Below are 17,707 nucleotides of genomic sequence, written 5' to 3'. Positions count from 1 at the left end.
GCCCACCACGCCGGTGCACGATCCCGCTGCCCTCAAGCCGCCCCCCGGCGCTCGCGTCGCCATCGTCGAGTTTGAAGACATGGAGTGTCCCGACTGCGCCAACGCCAATGTAGTGCTGATGGAAGCTGCGGCCAAATACAACATTCCCTGGGTGCGCCACGACTTTCCCCTCCCCTTCCATGCGTGGAGTTTTCAGGCAGCCGTCAACGCACGCTGGTTCGACACCAAAAGCAAGAAACTCGGCGATGATTACCGCGATGCCGTCTTCGCCAATCAGCGCTCCATCGAGACCCTCGACGAGCTTCGCCAATTCACTGAGAACTTCGCCAAGAGTCACAACATCCCACTTCCGTTTGCCATGGATCCGCAAGGCAAGCTAGCGGCCGAGGTCAAGGCCGACTACGCTCTCGGCCAGCGCATCGGCATTGAGCACACGCCCACTATCTGGGTTACAACATCCAACAGCAAGGGCGCGCCATTCGTCGAAGTCGTCGACCGTACCAAGCTCTTTCAACTCATCGATCAGGCCATCGCCGACACAAAATCAGCACCCGTGACCGCGCACAAATAGCATTGCTGTAAGTTCGGGGCCGCATCCCCATGTCAGACTTTCGCCACGTCATAGAAATTCTCGTCTCGCCCGCGCGCGTCTGGCCGGTGCTGCTCGACGTCGAGCATTGGCCGGAGTGGACCACTTCGGTAACCCGCGTCCAGCGCATGGACCTGGGTCCGCTCACCCTCGGCAGCCGCACTCGAATATGGCAGCCCCGGCTCCTGCCGGCCGTCTGGCAGGTCACTTCCCTCGACGAGAAGCGACGCATCTTCGCCTGGACGACCCATACCTTCGGCATCAGGATTGTCGCCCGACACCAGGTGGAGGCCGTCGGCGCCCACAGCCGCGTCACCCTTTCACTCAATTACTCCGGCCTGCTCGGCGCAATCATGGCGCGCATCTACCGCGACCTTAATTGGGACTATCTCTCCCGCGAAGCCAATGGCCTTCGCACTCGATGCGAGGCGCCCACGCCGCAGCGCGCAAGCGGCGCAGCTGCCAGACGTTAGCTTCTAGCTTTGAGAAATTAGCAACGGATCGCCGGGTGGGCGGATTCAAGTTCCAAGTGCAACATTTCCGAACTTGGAGATAGTTGCATATGGGAAGAAGCTACGTTCATCTTGGGCTGGCGAAGCAAGGGTGGGAGAGCACGAACCCGAACAACAGCGCGTGTCATCCTGAACGGAGCGGCTTGGGGCCCCGCGGACAAAGTCCGTGGGGTAAGCGGAATCGGGGTCCCCGGCGACGGGTCCATGTCGCTGGGGTGCAGTGAAGGATCTGCTTCTTCAACATCTCTGCCCCCGCAAAATGAAAAGGAGGCCGAAGCCTCCGTCTCCACTGATCCCTGACACCTGACCGCTACATCTGTATATTCACCAGCTCGCCCTGCCCGCCCGGCGAAACAGTCTTCGTCTGCGGAGCGCGCCAGTGGTCGATGTGGCTGATGCGGTGCACGCACCCAATCGTGCAATTCGGTGCGCAGCTCTTCGCCGTCAAAAACTCCCGCTTCACATCCGCGGTCGTGTACTCCGCAATCGGGACTCCAGGGTAGCCTCTCTGCTGCGAGCAGTAATGCACCAGCCCGTTCTCGCAGATGTACAGATACCGCGACCCCGCGCGGCAGCGCCACTCATTCTCGCGCCCCTGCACAATCGCTTCCTGAAACGCGTCGAACTGCGCGTAGTTGGTCTTCTTCCGATTCGTCATCTCGAAGTAGACCTTCGCCTCATCCGGCTTAAGCGGCTTCAACTGCCCATCGCCATCATGAATAATCCCGATCGTCGACTCGAACCCCAGCTCCAGCGCCCGCTTGCCAATCACCAGCGCGTCGTTCGGATCCTTGAATCCCCCGCCCACCACGGAATTAATGTTCACGTGGAACTCCGCGTAATCGGCCAGCATCTGCAGCTTCTTGTCCAGAACCTTCAGGCTCTTCTTCGAAACCTCATCCGGCACCAGGTTATCGATCGAAATCTGCATGTGATCCAGACCCGCGCGATTCAAGCGCTCAATTCTCTCCACATTCAGCAGATAGCCATTCGTGATCATCCCCGCAATGGCGCCCGTCTTGCGCATGCGCATGATGATGTCATCTAAATTTGGGTGTGTTAGAGGCTCGCCGCCGCTGATCCCGATCATGGCCGTCCCCAGCCGTCCCAGGTGGTCGATCCGTCGCAACATCTCGTCCAGCGGGACAGGCTCGGAAACCTTGTCGTATTCGTTGCAGTAAGCGCAGGAAAGATTGCAGAACCGCGCCGGAACTATCTGCGCCAGAACAGGATGCCCCGTAGACGCGAGCGCCGACGCCACCATCCGCAGCTCCCGCGCCTTCCGCGTAGCCGCAATCCACTTACCCTTAGCCGTAGATCTCCGGGGAATGCCCATCTCTACTATTCAATCACATGCCCGGGGAAGGCCTCCAGGAAGCAAACAGCATTCAGGCATGGGCTCCTCATTCCGTTGCGGACGACTCTTTGAAATCGCCGGGCTGCTGTCGACCAACAAGTTCTTTCACAACTTCGGAAATCTGCTTACCACGTTCAACGATTTCCAATCCGTTTGCGAGATAATCAAGATCCCGTGCAGTCGAGCGAAGCTGCGAGTCCCCTTCAAAAACTGCCATACAGGCGGCAGAGAGAAGCGCATTCGCCCTCTCTCGATCACGAAGGAGTTCTGAACAGAGTGCTTCTGTCTGGCCCGGAACGAAGATTCTTGTGAACGGTGATAAGCGCGCAGCAACAAGCCTATGATCACTTCCTTTCATTTCTCCGACCATCCGTCCGAAACTAAAATAGAAGCTTGGCGGCTGCGAGAAGTCGCGCCATTTTTTGTCCCATCTCTGGTACACCCAATTGCAAAACTCAGGGCCAAGAAGGACCGCCATTCTCATGAACCAGCGAATCTGAAGACCTTTGTGCGCCAGATAAATACAGACGATTTCCTTCGCAATCACAGTACTGTCCACCGCTTTGGCCCAAAAGAGGCCGGGGGCATAAAGTTCAACTGCCCCCGCGTGAAACAGCATTTCGAACTCACTCGGGTCTTGTCTGACCCCACTCCGTTCCGCGTACACGCGATAGTAGACCTCTGGCCCAAAAAAGAAGTGGGAGTGACCTCTGGTTAGAACTCGATTCGCATCGACGACATTATTGATCTCATCGAAGATGGCCTCAGACACCTCTTCGTGCAGAAAAGTTCCGTCTGCTTTATCTCTGTCTCTTGTCAATACGACCGGGATTGCCCCGGGGTCATTCACCACTCGTACGCCTTCCGATCGAATTGAGCCCGCAATGTCTGTTGGAGATTGAACGATGAAATGGGAGCCGGCAGGGGCTTTGACTACCTTGCTAACCTGCTTTAGCCAAGAGCTTCTAGCTTGGTTCAGATGGCGTTCAAAAGTGGACCGAACGTCTTCTGTGGTGCCAGGATCGCTCTTTGCACCGTGACGGAAATAGATCGTCCCTCTTCCAAATGCGGTTTTTTGCTTGCCCCCTCCAACGTCGTAAGTGCCAGGACTTCCAAACACCAATGGAGTCGCCGCGCCCGAGATGACAAACGCTGGCAGTCGAACTCCTCCCCTTTTGAGTTCACGAATCTCAACTTGTGGGTCAGCGCATCCGGTGTATTTCGTCAGCTTGCTTGAGAGGTCTGCATTATTGATTTTGCCAATCGGTTCGACCGGTGACCCCGAAAGAGTCCCGTCGTCATTTACTCCAAACACAATGACTCCGCCGCCGGAATTGGCGATTGCGACGATGTCTTTAATAAGCTCGCACCATTCGCCATTGGAGCCGGGATCGAATCCGCACTTAAACTCGATTTGTTTTGACTCGCGGGAGGCGCTGGAAGCTTTCTCAAGAATATCTTGCATGTCTGAGCCCGGAAGGACATCCTCGACCCAAAAATATGAGTGCAGCAGGTCTAGTTGCCTAAGCAATAAAGATACTCCCGAGCTGCCGGCGACCAATGTGCCTCGATCACCGCTGCTGCGGGTTCAGGGCCATGCTGATAAAGCGCAAAACCCCAAAAGGCTGGCATATCAGGCAGTGGTCTGCCGGATATGCCAGCCCTTTGGCGGAGAGAAAGGGATTCGAACCCTTGATAGGTTTGACCCTATAACGGCTTATCAGGCCGTAGCATTCAGCCGCTCTGCCATCTCTGGAGAAGGGCCGTCGCGGCCGCCTCTCTCCAGAAATGGAACTCACCAAGAGTATCAGAATCTCGGGCGGGTGGGCCGGGGTGGGCGGGTGGCCCACCCAGGCTTTTCAAACCTAACCCAACCCCAAATGTGGGCCCACCCAGCGTCAGAGATGATTGACGCAAGAGAAACCGCAGATCCTTCGGCTTCAGGATGACAAATTGGTTGTTACAGGGAAAGAAGAGCAGGGCGGCAAGATGAAATAGCTGCGAAGGTTTCGCAGGTTATATTAAAGCTTTTGGGTGCGCTGGACGGTGCGGACGCCCTGGACGCGACGGATGCCGAGGACCATACGATTGAGGTGGCGCAAGTCTTCGGCTTCAACGACGAATTCAATGACGACTTCGCCATTGTCTTCATGGCGGATGTCTACGCCGCGAATGTTGGTGTTGTCATCGGAGATGACGGCGGTGAGTTCCTTCAACATGCCGGTGCGGTCATCGCAATAAATGGTGATTTTGACTGGATAGCGTTGCGCGCGGCCGGTTTCGTCGCCCACGCGTGACCACTCCACGTTGATGCGGCGATCGCTCTCGTAGAGCAGGTTCTGTACGTTGGGACAGCTCCGGGCATGAACGGCGACGCCTTTTCCGCGCGTAACGTAGCCGACGATCTCTTCGCCACGGATGGGATTGCAACAGCGTGCGCGATAAACGAGGAGATCGTTCTGGCCTTCGACCTGGAGCGAGTCCGAGCCCGTGAGATGCAGTTTGCGCACCGCATCGGACATGGCCTGCTCGACGGTACCCGGTTGCTGCTGCTCTGCTGCCTGCGAGCCGTCTGGCGGGTTGGCGTACCCGGGAGCGAGTTTGTTCAGCACCTGGTGCGCGGAATGTTTGCCGGCCCCAAGGGTTGCGAGCAGGTCAGCAGCGGTTGCAACGCCGTATTCGTTGGCGATGCGGCCGAGGTCCTGATCATCAATCTGGCTCATGGGGACCTTGAAACGGCGCGCTTCGCGTTCGAGCAGCTTGCGGCCAATCTCGACGGCGCGGCGGCGTTGATCTTCATTGAGCCAGTGTTTGATCTTGTTGCGAGCGCGCGGGCTCTTGACGAACGTGAGCCAGTCGCGGCTTGGCTTGTGGTCTTTCTGCGTGACGATTTCTACGATGTCGCCGGTGCGCAGCTTGGTACGAAGAGGCACCATGCGGCCGTTGACCTTGGCGCCAACGCAGGTGTGGCCGACCTCGGTGTGAATGGTGTAAGCAAAGTCGACGGGCGTGCCGTCGGCGGGAACCACAACGACTTTTCCCTTGGGCGTGAAGGTGTAGACCTCGTCGGGATAGAGATCCATCTTCAGGCTGGAGAGGAATTCGTTCGGATCCGTCATCTCCTTCTGCCACTCGACGAGCTGGCGGATCCAGTTGAGGCGCTCTTCATCGCGCGCGGTGACAACTCCATCTTTGGACTTGTACTTCCAGTGCGCGGCGATTCCCTCTTCAGCGATGCGGTGCATCTCTTCGGTGCGGATCTGCACTTCGAATTGATGGCCGCCTTCGCCGATCACGGTGGTGTGGAGGGATTGATAGCGGTTGGCGCGGGGGATGGCAATGAAGTCCTTGATACGGCCGGGAACGGGACGCCAGAGTGTGTGGATGAGACCGAAAACGGCGTAACAGGCGGCGACGTCGTGGGTGATGACGCGTACGGCGAGAAGATCGTAGACCTGGTCGAAGGTGACCTTGGAGCGCTGGAGTTTCTGGTAGATGGAAAAGTACCGCTTGATGCGCCACTCAACGCGGGCCTCGATGTTGTTTTCGCGAAGCTGCTCGACGAGCCGGTCTTCGACACCGCGGAGAAACTGCTCGCCCTCCACGCGCTGGGCTTCGACGGCTTCAGAGACCTTCTCGTAGCTGACAGGATCGGTGTAACGAAAAGCAAGGTCTTCGAGTTCGCCGCGCACCTTGCCCATGCCCAGGCGATGGGCGAGCGGTGCGTAGATGTCGAGTGTCTCGCGAGCGATAGCTTCGCGACGGTCTGGCTGCAGGTGCTCGAGGGTCCGCATATTGTGCAGGCGATCGGCCAGCTTGATGAGGACCACGCGAACATCCGTGACCATCGCAAGCAACATCTTGCGGACGTTCTCGGCCTGGCGGTCTTCGCGGTTGGCGAACTGGATCTTGTCGATCTTGGTGACGCCCTCGACGATGTGGGCCACCTGGTCACCGAAGTCGGCCTCAATTTGCTCGCTTGTCGCCGGGGTGTCTTCGACTGCATCGTGGAGAAGGCCGGCGGAGATGGCCGTCGAGTCCATCTTCATTTCCGCAAGGACTTCCGCAACTTCAAGGGGATGAATGATGTATGGTTCGCCTGAGGCGCGCATCTGGCCCTTATGATGCTGGACGCAGAACTCCCAGGCTTTGCGGATAAGTTCAATGTCTTCAGTGGGGCGGTTCGTTTGAACCTGGCGGAGAAGAGCCTCTATGCGGCGATCGATGGCAGCCTGGTCGAAGATGGGACGGGCGGGCTCGATGGACGCCGCCGACTCGGCGGTGGCGCTAGGGAGCTTTGCCGGAGTGGGCTGCCGGACTGTCGCCATGCTTCATTATAGGCTGCAAATGTTGCACACACCTGAGCCCGACACTTCTAGAGACTCAAACCCTGCCGTCCGAAGAATGAGACCAGGCTTGTGAAAGGTCTGCTGGGAAAAACGACATTTATGAGAGAAGATGTGGATCGCGGGCGAGGATCTTGAAGGCTTTTCCGCCGGATTTCGAATTACACCTGACAGCTAACGATGTTGCCTCTACTCGCGTTTATGCTTTCGTTATTAAGTAAACGGCCCTAAAACCTCACACATTTAGGCGCTGCGAAGTGTGTTCGCCATCACTGCCTGTCCAGTATCCCTGCGGAGTAAAGTCTCGTTCGGACTAGAGGTCCAGAACCGAGGAACCTATGCTGAAAAGCCTCTTAGTTGCAGCTGTCGCCGCAGTTCTCGCGGCAAGCTTGAGCTTTGCAGACCAATCTGAATCGAAGGTAGTAATTCCAGTCAATAAAACCTCTCCCGCCGATGGCAAGCAGATGTATACGAGTTATTGCGCACCGTGTCACGGTGTGGATGCCAAGGGCAGGGGACCAGCGGCACCCGCGCTGAAGGCTCCGCCGACCGATTTGACTGAATTGCAAAAGAACAACCATGGGAAATTTCCCGACACGCATGTCATGGCGATTCTGGAGTTTGGTGCGGATGTACCAGCACACGGATCGGCGACCATGCCCGTCTGGGGGCCCATACTTGGTAATATGAATCGGTTGAGCCTCCAGGACAAGCAACTCAGAATCAGTAATCTGAGCCGTTACCTGGAGAGCATTCAGACACGGTAACCGCCGGCAGCATTGCTCCCGGCAGCGGCGATGAGTCCCGGGGGGCAAATGACAAAGGCAAAGAGGCCGAGAGCTGACGCAGTTGAGAAGGCGCCCGCCGCATCCGTGCGGAGGGCGCCTTCTCAGCGAAACGACGAGAAAATGCGGCCGGCGAGACGGGCCGCCGCGTATGGTCAGGCCAAGAAAGACGTTTCCAAGGGCGCCGGGCGAACTCCCTATTTCAGGGTCAAGCCCACAGAGGTTTCCGCAGGCCGAAGTGCAGGTACAAGTAAACGTGGCTTTGGTGCGCGCGTAAGCCGACGCGCGGCAGATCGGCTGCGGGCGGGCCACGTATGGGTTTACGCGTCGGACGTGGAGTCGCTGGAGGCCAGCGGGGGTGAGGGGCTAGCAGTTAATGGGCCTGCACTGCTGCCGGTTGCGGACAGCCGCGGGTTGCTGCTGGGGACGGCGCTGTATAGTCCGACGTCGCAGATCGCTCTGCGGATGATTTCACGCGAGGCAATTAGCCACGCAAAGTGGCTGGAGCTGATTGCTGAACGGCTTCGAAGCGCCATCTCGCGTCGTTCGTCGATGTTGACCGAAGATACCGACGCTTGCCGGCTATGCTTCAGCGAGGCGGACGAACTGCCGGGGCTGGTCGTGGACAAATACGGCGAGCTTGTCATTCTGCAACTCCTGACGAAGGGTCTGGATTCGACCGCGGTGCGCGATGTGTGCGTGCGCGTTTTGCGCGAAGAACTTGATCCTGCGGCTATTGTCGAGCGTCCCGATCCACGCGTGCGAGAGTTGGAGGGACTCTCCGCGCCAAGTGGGGAGCCCCTCTACCGGCGCAGCCCAGGGTCAGCGCAAACGAGTGGCGGAAAAATGAGCGCCAATCACGAAACCAGCAGCGTGCGCTCGCAATTCCGGCTCAATGGGCTGGCTTTTCATTTCGACGCCGATTCCGGACAGAAGACCGGGGCGTTTCTCGATCAGAGTGCCAACTATAAGGCGGCGCGGGAGTGGGCGGCGAAACTTGGTTCGACGGGTCGTGCGCTCGATGTCTGCTGCTACCAGGGCGGATTTGCATTACACCTGGCCGAAGTCTGCAAGGCTGTTACGGGAATTGATGCTTCGCGCGCCTCTCTGGAAGTGGCGGAGCAGAACCTTGTGGCAAATCGCGAGCGGCTGAAGGCTGAAGTGGATTGGGTGGCCGGCGATGCCTTCGAGATTTTGCGCGACTGGTCGGATGGGGGTGAGAAGTACGATACGATCGTGCTCGATCCGCCAGCATTTGCGAAGACACAGCGAGCGGTGGAGGGTGCGCTGCGCGGTTATAAGGAGCTGAACTTGCGCGCGCTGAAGATGCTGCGGCCAGGCGGGCTGCTGATCTCCTGTTCATGCAGTCACCATGTGGGTTGGAAGGACCTGGTGGGTGCCGTGGCTGCGGCGGCGAATGATGCACATCGGCGCGTGCGGCTGCTGGAAAGACGCGGTGCTGCACTCGATCATCCGGTGGTGTTGAATCTGCCCGAAACGGAATATTTGAAGTGCCTGGTGCTGCAAGCGGAGTAAAGAAGGGCAAGGGCGAGGAGAATTGGGCCCATGATCCTTGATTGGGTCTCTTAGCGAGTTGGCGTCGCTTCGCGACGCAGCGCGTTAGCAAGTCAGCGTATCGAGGAATTGGAAGTCATCAGCTATGCCGATGCGGGGCGACGCCAGTTGGGCAGAAGGCGCGTGCGCCAGTTGGGTGTTGGCTTCGGTTCCACTTTCTGGAAGGCGTGCGCCTCGGATGTAGCGGCAGCTTTCATCTCGGATAGCGCCTCCTTCACTTGCGCGCGCAAGCTTTCCGCTTCGAAGATGCAAGACCGCAGGTACGCCGAGACACTGAGTTGAGCGGCGTTTGCTCGCTGGTGAAGTTGAATCTCTTCCTCTTCCGTGAGTCGAACAGTGATGCTGGCGGTCTTTCGCTCCTTGCCGGCGGTAACGGAAGGGGACTTCAGCGCGGCAGCTGCAACTGTGAATTGGAGTTCGTTCGCGGGTGAAGCGGTCGGGGGCGGAACTCGGCGGTGAGCGCGTAGTGCCTGTTCGTAGCTGATAACGGCTACGTCATCTCCCAGAGAACTGTCATCCCAGGCTTGGTTCGTCTTCTTTGGCGAGCTGGTGAATGACTCGAGCAGACTGGCAAAGCTGCCTGCGCGTCTTAAGGCCGGAGTTGAAGGCAATTCAGGCATCTCATAGAAGATTAGGCGAGACGCGAATGCAGTATCCGGACTTGCATTCGATTCGCGGACGCCGAGTGCAATTTTGGGCATGTGCTTCAAAAACATTCCAAAATGGAATTCAGAAACAAGATCATTCCGACGGCTGACGAGCGGGTTTCCGTGCCTTTGCTGGTGCGCCAGTTTCGGTCCATAGAAACGAGAGTTGATCGGCATCGTCCTGAATCTGCTGCTCGACACTGACACCTGCAGAGTGGCCGCCGGCGGTGCTGTAGTGGAGAAGAATGGGACGGCCGCTGGTGGAAACGGACTGGAGCAGGGCCGTCATTTTGCGGGCGTGCAGCGGATCGACGCGGGTGTCGTTGTCGCCGGTGAAGAACATGATGGCGGGGTAATCGGAACGTGGCTTTACGTTCTGATAGGGCGAGTACTTGTAGAGGTAGGGGAACTGTTTCTCTTTTTCGGCGGAGCCGTACTCTGTGGTCCAGTGAGCACCCTGCTCGAATTTCTGATAGCGCAGCATATCGAGCAGCGGGTAGCCGCACCACACAGCAGAGAAGAGTTCAGGGTGCTGAGTGATGGACGCCCCCATCAACAGACCGCCGTTGGAGCGACCGGTGATCGCGAAGTGCTGGGGCGAAGTGTACTTCTCGTCGATAAGGTAGCGGGCTGCGGCGAACCAGTCGTCGAAGACGTTTTGCTTCTTTTCGAACATGCCCTGCTCGTGCCAGCTTTCGCCGTACTCACCACCGCCGCGCATGTTGGGAACAGCAAAGTATCCACCCTGCTGAAGCCACCAGGCCCAGGCTGGATTCCACGTCGGGGTCTCGCTGAGGTTGAATCCACCGTACCCCGTCATCAGCAGGCGGGCAGATCCGTCCTGCGGCAGGCCCTTTTTCCCGGCGATGAACATCGGAATCTGTGTACCATCTGTCGATTTGAAGAAGGCCTGCTTGAGTTCGTATTGCACGGTGTCGAAGGGGACCTTGGGTTGAGCAAAGAGTTCGCGCTTGCCGGTCAGTGTGTCGATGCGGTAAATGGTGGGCGGCTGAATGTAGGACTCGAAGCTGAAGAAGCCGTAACGATCGATGGGGCGGCCAAAGACGCCGGACGCTGAGCCGATGCCGTTGTAATCGATGGTGCCCGCTGGCTTGCCGTCGAGCGTGTAGACGCTGGTTTCGGATTTTACGTCGTGAAGTCGCTTAACGTAGATTTTGCCGCCGACGATGGAGAAGGTTTCGATTACGTCTTTGCCTTCGGGCACGACAGTCTTCCATGCCTCGGGCATGATGCCGGGATCGGCGCGGAGGATGCGGCCATTGGGCGAGCTATAGTCGGTGCGAATGTACCATCCGCCCTTTGTGTAAATTGTCGCGAAGCGCGAGTCGAGTCCCCAGACCAACACGTCGAAGGGCGAACCGGGCTTGGTGAGATCGCGGAAACAGATGTCGACCCGCTTGGCAGGGACGCCGCGCTCGATGGTGATGACGAGGTAGTGGGCGTCGTCAGTGATGTGGGCATAGAAGAGATCGATCGGCCCGAGTAGTTCGCCATGGAATTCGCGGCCAAAGATGAGCTTGTCATCGGCGTTGCGGGTGCCGATGGCGTGCAGGTAGAGCAGTGTGCCTTTGCGATCGGTGCGCGCGTAGTAGAGGCCTTTGCTGTCGGGAGTGAACTCGATGGAGTAATAGATGCCCGCGGGAAGTTCATCTTCAAGCGGCTTCTTTTTGGTGACGCTATAGACGCGGACCGTGGCCTCGTCGGCACCCCCCTGGCGCACCTGGTAGGCCAGGAACAGGCCGTCGCGCGAAACGTCGGCGAGTCGGACAGAGGTATTGGGGTCGCGGCTGATGGCAGCGGGATCGACGAGGCGTTCATCTTTGGGTGTGGAAGTCACACCTTTCGACGCAGCGCCTGTCCAACCGCGGCGCATATAGATGGAAGCCTGCTCTTCGCCGGCTAGGCGCTTCATGAAGTAGTAGTTGCCAGCGCGCTGGATGGGAATGGTCCACCGGGAAGTGTGCTCGAGCGGGTCGAGATCGTCGACGGCCTGGTTCCGGATCGGGTTCTGCTTCAGATAGCGCGTTGTGTATGCGTTCTCCTGGTCGATAAAGGCGCGCGTTTCAGGGCTCTTGGCATCTTCGAGCCAGCGGTAGTTATCGGTGATTTTCGTGCCGAAGTAGTTGTCGATGACGGGATTCGCCTCGGCAACAGGCGGGGGCGGAAGCGTGATGCCGTCGCGGCTGTGGATGGATTGGGCGAAGAGTTTGGAGACGAGAAGAACAATGACGACAACACCGGCGATGCGCCGCATCGAGAACCCCCTGCCAGACAGGATACTCGGACAAAATGACCGACCGCGAGTTACATCTTCTTTGCTGAGCGACAGCGGTAAGGTTACGCCGTTGGCACTGTGCGTGTGCTGCGCTCGCATTGCGATGCTTTGCAATCAGTAAGCCCGGTAGAATCGAGGCAGTGGAGAATTCACTGCCAACTCAACCGCGTGCGGGCTCAGGTTCGCTGCTGGCGCGGGCGATGCGCACCATGCGGCCATCGCATGCGCACTCGGCGTTTAGCGCGACGGTGGTGCTGATGGCGTCGGTATTTCTGTCGCGCATCATCGGGTTGGTACGGGTGAAGTACATTGCGTGGCTTTTCGGCAGCGGGATGCAGGCCGACGCCCTGAACGCCGCCTTCGTTCTGCCGGACATGATCTCGTATTTCCTGGTGGGGGGGGCGGCTTCGATCACGTTTGTCACGATCCTTACGCGTTATCGCGAGACGGGGCGCGAGAGGGATGGCGAGCGGTCGCTTTCCGTAATTCTGACAACGATGTACTTGGTGCTCGGCAGCGCTCTCCTGCTCGCCGAGATCTTCGCGCCCTTGTTTGTCAGCGTGCAGTTCAACGGGTTCGATGCGGAGAAAGCGGCGCTTTGCGTCAAGCTCACGCGGATTCTGTTGCCGGCGCAGTTGTTCTTTTTTGCAGGCGGCGTGTTCGGGGCTGTGCTGCTGGTCCGCAAGCAGTTCAACGTGCAAGCCGTTTCGCCGCTGATCTACAACCTGGGCACGATTGTGGGCGGCGTGCTTCTGGTGAAACAGCTGGGTGTTTCATCGCTGGCCATCGGAACGGTTGGGGGTGCGTTTTGCGGGCCATTTCTGCTGAATTGGGCGTTTGCGCGGCGAGCGGGTGCGCATTACAAGCCGATTCTCGATTGGCACGACAAGGGACTGCACGAATGGGTTCGGCTTTCCATACCGCTGATGGCGGGCGTTTCGCTGGTGACGGCCGACAGCTGGATCATTGCGCACTTTGCATCGAAGATTGGCGGCGCGGTCTCGCAGTTCAATTACGCCAAGCAGCTTTTCACGGCTCCAATGGCGGTGCTTGCACAGGCAGCGGGCGCGGCTTCGATGCCATTCTTCGCGAGCTTATGGGCAAAAGAAAGCCGGTTCGAGTTTGCGCAAGTGGTAGCGGACTCGGTTTCGCGGGTGGCCTGCATGGGACTGCTGGCGGCCTCGGGGATGATTGCCCTGGGCAAGCCGGCGATCGACCTGGTGTTTACCGGTGGGCGTTTCTCGGCCAGCGATGCGAGCCAGTGCGCTTCGTACTTTGCGGTGTTCTCGATTTCGCTGTTCTTGTGGTCGGCGCAGGCCATCTACTCGCGCGCGTTTTATGCTGCGGGGAATACGATTGTGCCGATGACGGCGGGGACGATTGTGACGGTAATTTCGCTGCCAATCTACGTTGGACTGTTTCACGGATTCGGCGCCATGGGGCTGGCGTTCGCATCGGACATCGGGATTGCCATGCAGACGCTGGCGATTGCGGGAATGCTGCATCAACGGCACATGGTATCGCTGGCTAGTCTCGATTATCGCGAACTGGGGCGGTGCCTGGCTGCGGCGCTTACGGGCGGGGCGATCACGTGGATCGTGTTTTCGTGGATGGCCGGGGAGATGATTCAGAGAATGCACCTGGCGGCGCACAACCGCTTGAACGACCTGATAGTACTGGTGGCGGGCGGACTGCTTTGGAGCGCGATCTCTCTGTGGGTGCTGACAAGGGCGGGATCAGTGCTTCCAAAGGTGATGATGAAGCGGCTGCGGCTGGTTTGATCCCGAAGATGCCAAGCTGCGGCCGGGTGAAATCCCTCAGGGGCTAAAGCCAAATCAGTTTTTGCGGCTTGATCGGCATTTTTGAAGTCATGCCCTGTTACAAGACTCGAGTTCGAATGAGTTCTTCAGCAAGCAGTGAACTCATGCCGGTTACAAAACCGGGAACGTTGGGCGCTTCGACACTGCAATAAGGCGAAAAGGCATCGGGACCCCTGCCGAGGCAAGGGTCCGCACAGTCCCGAAAGCAACCGAGCCTTACGAGTGAACCGCGACCTTGGCGGGCTCGGACGGCACGGCAGTCGGCTTCGAATCTGGCTTGCGGATGTCGATACCGCCCTTGAAGAACGCGCCATCTTCAATGCTGATGCGAGCCGCGGCCACGTCGCCCGTAAGGGCGCCTTCCGCACGGATGTCGACACGGTCGGTGGCATTGACGTTGCCCTTGAGCTTGCCAAGAACGACAATCTCGCGGGCGCTGATGCTGGCCGTGACGTTGCCGTTTTTGCCCACGGTGACGCGATTGCCGGGGATGCTGATGCTGCCCTCGACCTTGCCGTCGATGAACAGCGATTCGGTGCCGGTAATCTCGCCCTTAATGGAGAGGCCTTTGCTGATGCTGGCTTGTTCGCCGACAGAAGATGCGGCCGCGCGGGGTGTTTCAATGGTGGGCTGCTGCACCGGCACCGGACGAGCCGAAGGCTGCTGCTCGGGTGTCGATGTCGGAGAGGGGGATTGGCCTTGTTGGGTGGGTTTCCACATAGCGCTCAATGCAATTTCCTTTTCTGTCCTACGGGACTGAGGGTGCCAAGGCATGGGCCACTATGGGGCCCGAATGAAAATTTGCGGACGCGGCCCGTGCTCGCAGGGGCACTGCATCCTCACTGTCTTATGGTAGTCCTTGCCCGGACTTACCAAGCATGGTTGTTCCCGCTATTGTAAGACGACAGGGCGATTCTGCACGAATGCCAAGAGTACTGACGTCACATGGTGACCAGCGGTGATAACAGTCAACAGAGCAAACCCAATGAATCGCGGCGATTTACCCCTAAATACCGAACCATAAGAGGAACCTCATGCTTTGGATTGTCAGAAGTGTTGCGCTGGTTTGTGCTGTGGGAATATTGGGCGATATTGCCGTGAGCGGTCAGGCGGTGGGGAAGCGTGAACCCTTCGACGTAGTGATTCTGCACGGGCACATTGTGGACGGGACCGGTTCGCCATGGTATTCGGGCGATGTGGGAATTCGCGACGGACACATTGCCACGATCGGAGATCTGAGCGGTGCTCAGGCCAAGCAGAAGATTGATGCGCGGGGGAAAGTGGTAGCTCCGGGATTTATCGACATGCTGGGACAATCGGAGTTGACGATTCTTGTCGATCCCCGGCTGCCTTCGAAGATTTACCAGGGCATTACGACGGAGATTACAGGCGAAGGCGATTCGGTCGCGCCGGTGAATGACGCGATGCTCGCGGCTGACCACTCGGGCTACGCGCATCTGCACATCACCCCGGATTGGCGAACTCTGCGCGATTACTTTGCCCGGCTCGAGAAACAGGGGATGGGCATCAATCTCGCGACATACGTGGGCGCGACATCGGTGCGGCGGATGGTGCTGGGCGACGCGAAGGTGGACCCTACGCCAGCGCAGCTCGACCAGATGAAGGAACTGGTGGACCAGGCGATGCGGGATGGTGCAGTGGGCGTTTCGACTTCATTGCAGTATTCGCCGGCGCCTTATGCGAAGACAGATGAACTGATTGCACTGGCGCGCGAGGCATCGAAGTTCGGCGGCATCTACGCAACCCACATGCGCAGCGAAGGCGATGCCGTGCTTGAGTCGATTGATGAAGCGACGCGGATCGGCCGCGAGGCGCAGATCCCGGTGGAGATCTGGCATCTCAAGGCTGCGGGAAAAGCCAACTGGGGGAAGATGCCGCAGATTGTGGCGCGCATTGATGCGGCGCGGGCCGCGGGCGTGGACGTGAGCGCAGATACTTACGCGTATACCGCGTGGTTCAACACATTTTCGGCTTTCGTTCCGCCGTGGGCGCATGATGGCGGGGATACTCAGCTGATTGCCAGGCTCAAGGATCCAGCGATGCGGGCGCGGATTCGCAAGGACATGACGAGCACCGGAAAGAACTCGGCCGGTGAGGACTGGGACAACGAGTGGCAGGAAATTCCGGGGCCCGAGGCGATTCTGATTGCGGTGGTGCAGAATCCTGAGCTCGTGCCGCTGCAAGGCAAGCGACTTTCAGAAGTGGCTGCGCTGTGGCACGAGGACGCGATTGATGCGCTGTGCGATCTGTTGATCAAGGACAAGGCGTTCACCGAGGTTGCGGTGTTCGGCATGGACGAGCCGGATGTGGTGCTGGCTCTGAAGCAGCCGTGGGTGTCGATTGACAACGATTCGCAGGGGACATCGCCGGAGGGGTTGCTGGGGAGCGAACATCCGCACCCGCGGGCGTATGGGACGTTTCCGCGGATTCTGCGGAAGGATGTGCGCGAGGAGAAGGAGCTGACGCTGGCGGATGCGATTCGCAAATTTTCGGCGCTGCCGGCGCAGCGGATGCGGCTTACCGATCGGGGGGTGCTGAAGCGGGGGATGTGGGGCGACGTGGTTGTCTTCGATCCCGAGAAGATTACGGACAAGGCCACATATGAGGATCCGAACCGGCTTTCGGTGGGAATGGAATATGTGCTGGTGAATGGGGTGCCGGTGATTGCTGAGGGGAAGATGACGGGAGCTCTGCCGGGGAAGGTGCTGCGAGGAGCGGGATATTTGCCGTAGCAGACGGCCCAAAGGAAACATGCCGCTTCGCCCATGTGGGATTGTTTACCGGGCTGTTACTCACGGGTTGGCGGTGACTCAGGTGTGAGCGGAATCTTCTTCAGAGTTCGACCGTAGTCTGCATGTCAGACCTGCTTGCTGGATCAAGGCCCATGTGGTCATGCACTGCCGAGTACAGATAGTCAATGATCTGCGAATCATCGGCGTGGCTAGACTCGTTTTGAGCATTTGGTTCGTCTTTGATCCCAATCGGATCCCAAACCTCTAAGAGAACGTGACGCATCTCGACCCGTATTCGCCTCGACTCGGCCTTGTCGATTATCGGCTTCGGTGTACTCATGCCCACCATCCTCTCACGTCGATTCAGACTGCGTTGAGAAGCACATTTCTGCTCAAAGTAGCTTGGTCGAGTCGGTGTGGACAACCCGAAGTGGTTCCGATATAGACGAGCCGAAGAACAACTGCGGATTCCTCCACTACCCCTTCACTCCGTTCCGGGTCCGGTCGGAATGACAGGCTTGGGAAGGGATGAGTCGTTCCTTGGAGCAGGTGGCGGGCTATTCGCCAGTAACATTTCGGTAAACGTCGTTCACAGGCGACTGAACTGGTCGCATTTCCAGCGTCGAATTTCCGGCAAACTTTTTGTGGAAAACTGCGAATTTTGAGGGGGGGGGTGGGGGGTACACCCTTCCGCTTCGGTCCCTTGGATGAGCATTCTGCTCGTCCAGATGATTGTGCCTGAGACGAAGGAAAAAACCTGCAAAACGGTGGAGGAGATTTGGTTTTTGGAATGTATGAGTTGGAGCGCCGGGCGACGAGGCAACACTTGACAACCATGAGGTGAACCCCTTGGGAGAAACAGTTTGTGTTTTGACAGATCGCGGAGGGCCAAGGGCAACCGCAGTCATACATGTCGCGTGGCGCCACCCAAGCGCCATGAAAATGGGGATGGGTTCGGACGTCCCTCCGGGACTGAAATCTTCTTGTCTGCTATCCCAGGGTTCCGCTGCGCTCCACCCTGGGCTAT

General features: G+C 58.4%; 13 protein-coding genes. 6 read left to right on the top strand and 7 right to left on the bottom strand.

Annotated elements, in window-relative coordinates; all coding sequences use genetic code 11:
• Together WA354_RS05455 and WA354_RS05450 are read left to right on the top strand one after the other, a co-directional pair.
• Positions 1-571, top strand: a 571-nt coding sequence (locus WA354_RS05455; protein ID WP_472811997.1) for a DsbA family protein, incomplete at its 5' end; no start/stop codon positions are given.
• Between the two features lie 29 nt (positions 572-600).
• Positions 601-1,062, top strand: a complete 462-nt coding sequence (locus WA354_RS05450) for an SRPBCC family protein (RefSeq protein ID WP_472811996.1) — start codon at positions 601-603, stop codon at positions 1,060-1,062.
• Positions 1,063-1,411: 349 nt separating this feature from the next.
• Here WA354_RS05450 and WA354_RS05445 read toward each other — a convergent pair whose 3' ends face one another.
• The 3 genes from WA354_RS05445 to WA354_RS05435 all read right to left on the bottom strand — a co-directional run bounded on the left by WA354_RS05445 (position 1,412) and on the right by WA354_RS05435 (position 6,786).
• Positions 1,412-2,437: a radical SAM protein gene (locus WA354_RS05445; protein ID WP_472811995.1), complete on the bottom strand. Its 1,026-nt coding sequence runs from the start codon at positions 2,435-2,437 to the stop codon at positions 1,412-1,414.
• 67 nt (positions 2,438-2,504) lie between these two features.
• Positions 2,505-3,923 carry an AlbA family DNA-binding domain-containing protein gene (locus tag WA354_RS05440; protein ID WP_472811994.1) on the bottom strand — a complete coding sequence of 473 codons (1,419 nt, stop codon included), beginning with the start codon at positions 3,921-3,923 and terminating at the stop codon, positions 2,505-2,507.
• A gap of 556 nt (positions 3,924-4,479) precedes the next feature.
• Positions 4,480-6,786 carry a RelA/SpoT family protein gene (locus WA354_RS05435; protein ID WP_472811993.1) on the bottom strand — a complete coding sequence of 769 codons (2,307 nt, stop codon included), beginning with the start codon at positions 6,784-6,786 and terminating at the stop codon, positions 4,480-4,482.
• 356 nt (positions 6,787-7,142) lie between these two features.
• Here WA354_RS05435 and WA354_RS05430 point away from each other — a divergent pair, with 356 nt between their 5' ends.
• Together WA354_RS05430 and WA354_RS05425 are read left to right on the top strand one after the other, a co-directional pair.
• A complete protein-coding gene (locus WA354_RS05430; RefSeq protein ID WP_472811992.1) occupies positions 7,143-7,571 on the top strand; it encodes a c-type cytochrome in 429 nt (142 codons plus the stop codon).
• A gap of 48 nt (positions 7,572-7,619) precedes the next feature.
• Positions 7,620-9,125 carry a class I SAM-dependent rRNA methyltransferase gene (locus WA354_RS05425; protein ID WP_472811991.1) on the top strand — a complete coding sequence of 502 codons (1,506 nt, stop codon included), beginning with the start codon at positions 7,620-7,622 and terminating at the stop codon, positions 9,123-9,125.
• A gap of 122 nt (positions 9,126-9,247) precedes the next feature.
• Here WA354_RS05425 and WA354_RS05420 read toward each other — a convergent pair whose 3' ends face one another.
• Together WA354_RS05420 and WA354_RS05415 are read right to left on the bottom strand one after the other, a co-directional pair.
• Complete coding sequence (locus WA354_RS05420; RefSeq protein WP_472811990.1) at positions 9,248-9,865, bottom strand: plasmid mobilization protein; 618 nt, start codon at positions 9,863-9,865, stop codon at positions 9,248-9,250.
• A 40-nt stretch (positions 9,866-9,905) separates the two neighbouring features.
• Positions 9,906-12,086, bottom strand: a complete 2,181-nt coding sequence (locus WA354_RS05415) for a prolyl oligopeptidase family serine peptidase (RefSeq protein WP_472811989.1) — start codon at positions 12,084-12,086, stop codon at positions 9,906-9,908.
• Between the two features lie 161 nt (positions 12,087-12,247).
• On the opposite strand from WA354_RS05415, the gene murJ reads away from it, so the two are divergent.
• Positions 12,248-13,888, top strand: a complete 1,641-nt coding sequence (murJ, locus tag WA354_RS05410) for a murein biosynthesis integral membrane protein MurJ (protein ID WP_472811988.1) — start codon at positions 12,248-12,250, stop codon at positions 13,886-13,888.
• Between the two features lie 255 nt (positions 13,889-14,143).
• Here murJ and WA354_RS05405 read toward each other — a convergent pair whose 3' ends face one another.
• Positions 14,144-14,647 carry a bactofilin family protein gene (locus WA354_RS05405; protein ID WP_472811987.1) on the bottom strand — a complete coding sequence of 168 codons (504 nt, stop codon included), beginning with the start codon at positions 14,645-14,647 and terminating at the stop codon, positions 14,144-14,146.
• 314 nt (positions 14,648-14,961) lie between these two features.
• On the opposite strand from WA354_RS05405, the gene WA354_RS05400 reads away from it, so the two are divergent.
• Positions 14,962-16,680 carry an N-acyl-D-amino-acid deacylase family protein gene (locus WA354_RS05400; RefSeq protein ID WP_472811986.1) on the top strand — a complete coding sequence of 573 codons (1,719 nt, stop codon included), beginning with the start codon at positions 14,962-14,964 and terminating at the stop codon, positions 16,678-16,680.
• A 100-nt stretch (positions 16,681-16,780) separates the two neighbouring features.
• Here the strand turns inward: WA354_RS05400 and WA354_RS05395 are convergent, their stop codons facing one another.
• Positions 16,781-17,020 carry a hypothetical protein gene (locus WA354_RS05395; protein WP_472811985.1) on the bottom strand — a complete coding sequence of 80 codons (240 nt, stop codon included), beginning with the start codon at positions 17,018-17,020 and terminating at the stop codon, positions 16,781-16,783.
• Between the last annotated feature and the right edge of the window lie 687 nt (positions 17,021-17,707).

Origin of the sequence: Occallatibacter sp. (assembly GCF_049802275.1) — a bacterium.
Lineage (GTDB): Bacteria > Acidobacteriota > Terriglobia > Terriglobales > Acidobacteriaceae > Telmatobacter.
This window is presented reverse-complemented; position numbering and strand designations above follow the sequence as displayed.

What these genes read in the sequence shown, in the direction of transcription:
- WA354_RS05450 (WP_472811996.1), top strand. Translation starts at nt 601, where the DNA reads ATGTCAGACTTTCGCCACGTCATAGAAATTCTCGTCTCGCCCGCGCGC.
- WA354_RS05445 (WP_472811995.1), bottom strand. Translation starts at nt 2,437, where the DNA reads ATGGGCATTCCCCGGAGATCTACGGCTAAGGGTAAGTGGATTGCGGCT.
- WA354_RS05440 (WP_472811994.1), bottom strand. Translation starts at nt 3,923, where the DNA reads ATGCAAGATATTCTTGAGAAAGCTTCCAGCGCCTCCCGCGAGTCAAAA.
- WA354_RS05435 (WP_472811993.1), bottom strand. Translation starts at nt 6,786, where the DNA reads ATGGCGACAGTCCGGCAGCCCACTCCGGCAAAGCTCCCTAGCGCCACC.
- WA354_RS05430 (WP_472811992.1), top strand. Translation starts at nt 7,143, where the DNA reads ATGCTGAAAAGCCTCTTAGTTGCAGCTGTCGCCGCAGTTCTCGCGGCA.
- WA354_RS05425 (WP_472811991.1), top strand. Translation starts at nt 7,620, where the DNA reads ATGACAAAGGCAAAGAGGCCGAGAGCTGACGCAGTTGAGAAGGCGCCC.
- WA354_RS05420 (WP_472811990.1), bottom strand. Translation starts at nt 9,865, where the DNA reads ATGCCCAAAATTGCACTCGGCGTCCGCGAATCGAATGCAAGTCCGGAT.
- WA354_RS05415 (WP_472811989.1), bottom strand. Translation starts at nt 12,086, where the DNA reads ATGCGGCGCATCGCCGGTGTTGTCGTCATTGTTCTTCTCGTCTCCAAA.
- WA354_RS05405 (WP_472811987.1), bottom strand. Translation starts at nt 14,647, where the DNA reads ATGTGGAAACCCACCCAACAAGGCCAATCCCCCTCTCCGACATCGACA.
- WA354_RS05400 (WP_472811986.1), top strand. Translation starts at nt 14,962, where the DNA reads ATGCTTTGGATTGTCAGAAGTGTTGCGCTGGTTTGTGCTGTGGGAATA.
- WA354_RS05395 (WP_472811985.1), bottom strand. Translation starts at nt 17,020, where the DNA reads ATGAGTACACCGAAGCCGATAATCGACAAGGCCGAGTCGAGGCGAATA.